Raw genomic sequence first — 4,516 nt, 5'->3', positions numbered from 1 at the left:
AGGAGGAGGCGGACCGGCCCGTCGAGCCGCGGTGGTGCTCCGTCGGGCCCCGGCAGCAGCAGCGGCATCAGCGCGCGGGGCCGGGGGTCGGCTCCACCCCGCCGTCGGAGCCGGGATCGGTGGCGGTGGCCGACTCGTCGAGGCGCGCGTCGAGCGCGTCGAGGGTGGCCGCGAACCAGAGGTGGTCGCCGCGGTTCGACTCGACCACGAAATCGTGCAGCGCGCTCGACGCCGACACCTGCTCGGTCACGTCGCCCACGATCACGAGGCGCTTGCCGTAGTTGACGAGCTTCTGCACGAATTCGCCGGCGATGCCGGAGCGGAGGCGGAAGAACTCGGGGTCGAGGCGGCCGACCGGGACGACGATCGTCCCGACGTCGCCGTCGTAGGTCCGGGCGACGAGCGCGAGCGCGTCCTCTGGCGTCGAGAGCGCGGGCCCGTCGTCGTCAACGAGGAGGAGGGGGACGCCCTGTTGGGTCTGGGTTCGCATCGCCCCAGCCAACCACGTTGCCCTGCGCCGGGCGAGGCTGCGGTCAGTCCTCCGTGAGCGTGCCGGCCACGCGGCCGAGCAGTGCGCGCAGTTGATCCTGCTCAGCGGGCGTGAGGTCGGCGGTGGTGCGCTGCTCGAGGTCGCGCCAGACCGCGGTGACCGGCTCCTCGAGCGAGCGCCCCTCGGCCGTCAGTGAGACGAGGACGACGCGGCGGTCGGTCGCCGAGCGCTCGCGGGTGATGACCCCGGCGCGCTCCAGACGGGCGAGCATCTTCGCCGTCGTCGGGGACTCCACCATCAGCAGGCGCGTCAGATCGGCCTGTGAGCGGGGTGACTCCTCCCACAGCAGCATGAGCGCGAGCTCTTGACCGGGCGCGAGACCGAGGTCGTGCAGGAGCGATCCTGCGAGCTTGCGGTGCGCCTTCGCGACCGTCGGGATCAGCGTGCTGATCGGCTCGATCCGGGGCTCGGGGGCCTTGTGACCGGACATCGTCTCATCTCCAAGGAATAATCACTAGCCGGCTAAGGTTTTCTCTCTCGACCGACTACGAAGGAGTCCATCATGACCACAGAATCCACCTCGCCGATCGCCGTCTTCGCCGCCACCGGCGCCCAGGGCGGGGCCGTGACCGACGCTCTCCTGGCCCGCGGCGCCCACGTCCGCGCCCTGGTGCGCGACACCGGCTCCGAGAAGGCTCGAGCACTCGCCGACCGCGGAGTAGAGCTCGCTCGCGTCGACATCGACGACCCGGCCTCGCTCGTCTCCGCGCTCACCGGAGTCGACGCTTTCTGGTTCATGACGACCCCTCCCGGCGGCATGCAGGACGCGGACACCGAGGGCGAGACCCGCCAGGGCATCGCGCTCGCCGACGCCGCCGCGGTGGCCGGGGTGCCGCGCGTCGTCTTCAACTCGGTTGGCGGTGCCGATCGCGACTCCGGGGTGCCGCACTTCGAGTCCAAGCGCCTCGTCGAGCTGCACCTCGCCTCCCTCGACGTGCCGACCACGGTGATCCGCCCCGTCTTCTTCTTCGAGAACTTCTTCTTCTTCGCTCCGTCGGAGGAGGACGGCACCCTCGTCCTGCGCCTCCCGCTCGCCGATGACGTGTCGCTGCAGCTGATCGCGGTGCGCGACATCGGCATCGTCGCGGCCTCGGCGCTGCTCGACCCGGCGTCGGTCCCGGCCGAGATCGAAATCGCGGGCGACGAGCTGACCGGCAGTGAGATCGCCGCAGCCTTCGCCGAGCGGACCGGTCGACCCGCTCGCTACGAGGCCCTCCCGCTCGCGGCCCTGGACGGTCAGGAGGACATGCAGTCGATGTTCCGCTGGTTCGTCGAGACGCCCGCGTACCAGGCTGACGTCGACGCGACCCGCCGCCTCTCGCCCGGCGCCCTCGGCCTGCCCGCCTGGCTCGACGCCGTCGACTATTCGCCCGCGTCCTGATCCGCGGACCCGTTGATCCAGAAGACATCCAGAGGAGACACCATGAGAGCCGTCCAGTACTCGTCCTACGGAACCCCCGACGTCCTCGACCTCGTCGAGGTCGCGCCCCCGCATCCCGGCCCCGGCGAGATCGTCATCGACGTCGCCTCTGCCGGGATCAACCGGCTCGACACCAAGCTGCGCTCGGGGTCGCTCGCGCCGACACCGGTCCTCGCCGCGCCCACAGGAACGGGGGTGGATGCGGCCGGCACGGTCGTCGAGCTGGGCGAGGGAGTCGTCGACGTCGCGGTCGGCGACCTCGTCTTCGGCACCGGTCGCAACACGCTCGCGGAGCGGGCTGTCCTCAGTCAGTGGGCACGGCTCCCCAAGGGCGCCGATCTCGTCGCCGCCGGAGGCTGGGGCGTGGCCGTCGAGACCGCGCACCGCCTCCTGAGCGAGCTGGGAGTCACGAGCGGTACCATCGTCGCCAGCGGCGCCTCGGGAGGCGTCGGCTCAGCACTGATCCAGCTCGCCGTCGCCCGGGGGCTGCGCATCATCGGCTCCGCCAGCGCTGCGAACCACGCCTACCTCAGCGGCCTCGGCGCGACTCCCGTGACCTACGGTGCAGGGCTGGTCGAGCGGGTCCGCGCGGTCGCCCCCGAGGGGGTCGCCGGGGCTCTGGACCTCTCGGGCGCCGGGGTCATCGGCGATCTCGTCGAGCTGACCGCAGACGCCTCCACCGTGATCTCGATCTCGGACTTCAGCGCCGTGCAGCAGGGCGCTCGCGTGTCGACAGGGGCCGGCCGCACGACCGATCCCCGGGACGGCTTCGCCGAGGCGCTCGCCCTGCCCGGGTTCGCCCTCAGTGTCGAGCAGACCTACCGCCTCGACCAGGCGCGCGACGCCCACGCACACGCGGAGGGCGGTCACACCACCGGGAAGATCGTGGTGGTGCTCTGAGCGTGCTCCCGCTCCCGCGGGAACCCGAGTCGTCGAGGAACCGGGGCTGCCTGGTTCCCTCGACGGTCCGGGGTCCTCTCGGACGAGGCCCCGGACCTGCTCGCCACCGACATCCGGGAGCCGCTGCGGCTGGCGCAGTGAGGTACCGCTCCGCCTCGACCGACGCCGGGTGTGCGCTCGGGTGGGCACAGGAGGAGGCGGGGTGGCGACCCGAGCTGTCGCCGCTCAGGCGGACGACGGCACGACGCTGCTGAGCGCTGACGGGGGAGTGGCGCCGTCCGCCCGCAGGTCGACACGACGCGATCCGCAGTCGGCGCACCGGACGTACACGACGACTCCCTCGCGGGTTCTGTGGGCGGATTCGGTCGTCCAGCCGTGTTCGTGCGGTACGAGGGCGTCCAGTGACGACTCGCCGGGACGGGGGAACTGCGGGGACGTGAGCATGACCCCCACTGTGCTGTCATGGTCTTATGCAGCTCAACCCTTACGGAGAGTACGCGGTGCTGCTCGCCGCCTCCCTCGCCAACGACTGGCCCTCCGCTCGAGAGGGGATCGAGGCGCGGACTCGGGTGTTCGGCATGACGATGGAGTTCGAGGTCGGACCGGACGATCACGAGCGGACCCGCGGCGTGATCGACGAATGGCTCGAGGTGGTCGATGCGCCGACTCCGAGTGCCCGTGCATCGTCCCTGAACGAGCAGATGGCGGCGATCGCGGCGTATCCGCGCCTGACCGACCACGACGACGAGGGCTGGCACCTGCACTACCGCGACCAGGACCAGTCTCTGGCGCACGTCCTCCACGCCGTCATCGCCGTCGGCACGGCACTGCACCTGACGACCCGGGGGATGAGCCGGCTGCTCCGCTGCGAAGCCGGTCGAGCGCCGGGCGACCACTGCACGAACGTCATCGTCGACGTGACCCGGAACGGCCGACAGCGGTACTGCTCCGTCCGGTGTGCGAACCGTGCCGCGGTCCGGCGGCACCGGCTGCGACGCGCGACCGAACCGGACTGAGGCCGGGCCGCCGTCCGACCTCCTCGACCGCAGAGGCGAGGACGAGGGTCATGCGCTCGCCGTCGCGATTCGAGCGGGCCGGCACGAGCGCCGTCGAGGGGAGCCCGTAACGCTCCGGGTTCCCTCAGCGGAAGGAGCGCAGCCGCAGGCTGTTGAGGACGACGAACACGCTCGAGAAGGCCATCGCGGCTCCTGCGACCAGCGGCCCGAGCAGGCCCGCCATCGCGAGCGGGATCGCGGCGACGTTGTAGGCGAAGGCCCAGAAGAGGTTGCCTCGGATCACGCCGAGGGTCCGCCGCCCCAGGCGCAGCGCGTCGGGCACGCGGCCGAGGTCGTCGCCCACGAGTGTGATGTCGCCGGCCTCGATCGCGGCGTCGGACCCGGCGCCCATCGCGATGCCGACCTCGGCGGCGGCGAGGGCGGCCGCGTCGTTCACGCCGTCGCCGACGAAGGCCACTCGGCGGCCCTCGGCTCGCAGCCGCTCGACGACCGCGAGCTTCTCCTCGGGGAGGACCTCCGAGATCACCTCGTCGATCCCGACCGCGGAGGCGACGGCGCCCGCCGCCCGCGGGTTGTCTCCCGTGAGCATGAGCACCCGGAGCCCGCGCTCGCGGAGAGCGCGGACCGCGC

General features: G+C 71.9%; 6 protein-coding genes. 3 read left to right on the top strand and 3 right to left on the bottom strand.

What is annotated here, in order from left to right; all coding sequences use genetic code 11:
• Positions 1–67: 67 nt before the first annotated feature.
• On the bottom strand, positions 68–490 hold the full coding sequence (locus ACH61_RS14080; RefSeq protein WP_068213208.1) for a DUF4180 domain-containing protein: 423 nt from the start codon (positions 488–490) through the stop codon (positions 68–70).
• A 43-nt stretch (positions 491–533) separates the two neighbouring features.
• On the bottom strand, positions 534–980 hold the full coding sequence (locus tag ACH61_RS14075; protein WP_068213205.1) for a MarR family winged helix-turn-helix transcriptional regulator: 447 nt from the start codon (positions 978–980) through the stop codon (positions 534–536).
• A gap of 72 nt (positions 981–1,052) precedes the next feature.
• On the opposite strand from ACH61_RS14075, the gene ACH61_RS14070 reads away from it, so the two are divergent.
• The 3 genes from ACH61_RS14070 to ACH61_RS14055 all read left to right on the top strand — a co-directional run bounded on the left by ACH61_RS14070 (position 1,053) and on the right by ACH61_RS14055 (position 3,886).
• Positions 1,053–1,931 carry an NmrA/HSCARG family protein gene (locus ACH61_RS14070; protein ID WP_068213203.1) on the top strand — a complete coding sequence of 293 codons (879 nt, stop codon included), beginning with the start codon at positions 1,053–1,055 and terminating at the stop codon, positions 1,929–1,931.
• 42 nt (positions 1,932–1,973) lie between these two features.
• On the top strand, positions 1,974–2,870 hold the full coding sequence (locus ACH61_RS14065; RefSeq protein WP_068213200.1) for an NADP-dependent oxidoreductase: 897 nt from the start codon (positions 1,974–1,976) through the stop codon (positions 2,868–2,870).
• 470 nt (positions 2,871–3,340) lie between these two features.
• Positions 3,341–3,886 carry a CGNR zinc finger domain-containing protein gene (locus ACH61_RS14055; protein ID WP_068213194.1) on the top strand — a complete coding sequence of 182 codons (546 nt, stop codon included), beginning with the start codon at positions 3,341–3,343 and terminating at the stop codon, positions 3,884–3,886.
• 124 nt (positions 3,887–4,010) lie between these two features.
• Here the strand turns inward: ACH61_RS14055 and ACH61_RS14050 are convergent.
• On the bottom strand, positions 4,011–4,516 hold a 506-nt coding region (locus tag ACH61_RS14050), incomplete at its 5' end, for an HAD-IC family P-type ATPase (RefSeq protein WP_153038899.1).

It is taken from the genome of Rathayibacter tanaceti, from assembly GCF_001634385.1.
GTDB classification, from domain to species: domain Bacteria; phylum Actinomycetota; class Actinomycetes; order Actinomycetales; family Microbacteriaceae; genus Rathayibacter; species Rathayibacter tanaceti.
Note: the sequence above shows the minus strand (reverse complement) of the source record. Positions and strands in the feature narration are given on the sequence as shown.

Coding starts and splice junctions, on each gene's coding strand:
- ACH61_RS14070 (WP_068213203.1), top strand. CDS start 1,053: ATGACCACAGAATCCACCTCGCCGATCGCCGTCTTCGCCGCCACCGGC.
- ACH61_RS14075 (WP_068213205.1), bottom strand. CDS start 980: ATGTCCGGTCACAAGGCCCCCGAGCCCCGGATCGAGCCGATCAGCACG.
- ACH61_RS14080 (WP_068213208.1), bottom strand. CDS start 490: ATGCGAACCCAGACCCAACAGGGCGTCCCCCTCCTCCTCGTTGACGAC.
- ACH61_RS14065 (WP_068213200.1), top strand. CDS start 1,974: ATGAGAGCCGTCCAGTACTCGTCCTACGGAACCCCCGACGTCCTCGAC.
- ACH61_RS14055 (WP_068213194.1), top strand. CDS start 3,341: ATGCAGCTCAACCCTTACGGAGAGTACGCGGTGCTGCTCGCCGCCTCC.